This is a genomic window from Bacillus sp. EKM202B (genome assembly GCF_011066025.1).
Taxonomy (GTDB): Bacteria; Bacillota; Bacilli; order Bacillales; family Bacillaceae_G; genus Bacillus_A; species Bacillus_A toyonensis.
Window position 1 is genome coordinate 1 of sequence record NZ_JAAMNK010000134.1, and the last position, 248, is coordinate 248.

Below are 248 nucleotides of genomic sequence, written 5' to 3' on the forward strand. Positions count from 1 at the left end.
TCCGCAGTAGCTCAGCGGTAGAGCTATCGGCTGTTAACCGATCGGTCGTAGGTTCGATTCCTACCTGCGGAGCCATTATGCTTCCATAGCTCAGCTGGTAGAGTACTTCCATGGTAAGGAAGAGGTCACCGGTTCAACCCCGGTTGGAAGCTTGGAAAAAGTTTTTAAATTTTTGGCCCGTTGGTCAAGTGGTTAAGACACCGCCCTTTCACGGCGGTAACACGGGTTCGAATCCCGTACGGGTCACC

The 248-nt window shown here is 52.4% G+C and carries 3 tRNA genes; all 3 read left to right on the forward strand.

Annotated elements, in window-relative coordinates:
• The 3 genes from G9F74_RS29715 to G9F74_RS29725 all read left to right on the forward strand — a co-directional run bounded on the left by G9F74_RS29715 (nt 1) and on the right by G9F74_RS29725 (nt 246).
• Nucleotides 1-75: transfer RNA gene (locus tag G9F74_RS29715), tRNA-Asn, on the forward strand.
• Between the two features lie 4 nt (nt 76-79).
• A tRNA-Thr gene (locus G9F74_RS29720) sits at nt 80-152 on the forward strand.
• A 22-nt stretch (nt 153-174) separates the two neighbouring features.
• Nucleotides 175-246 (forward strand) — tRNA-Glu (locus tag G9F74_RS29725).
• Nucleotides 247-248: the final 2 nt, after the last annotated feature.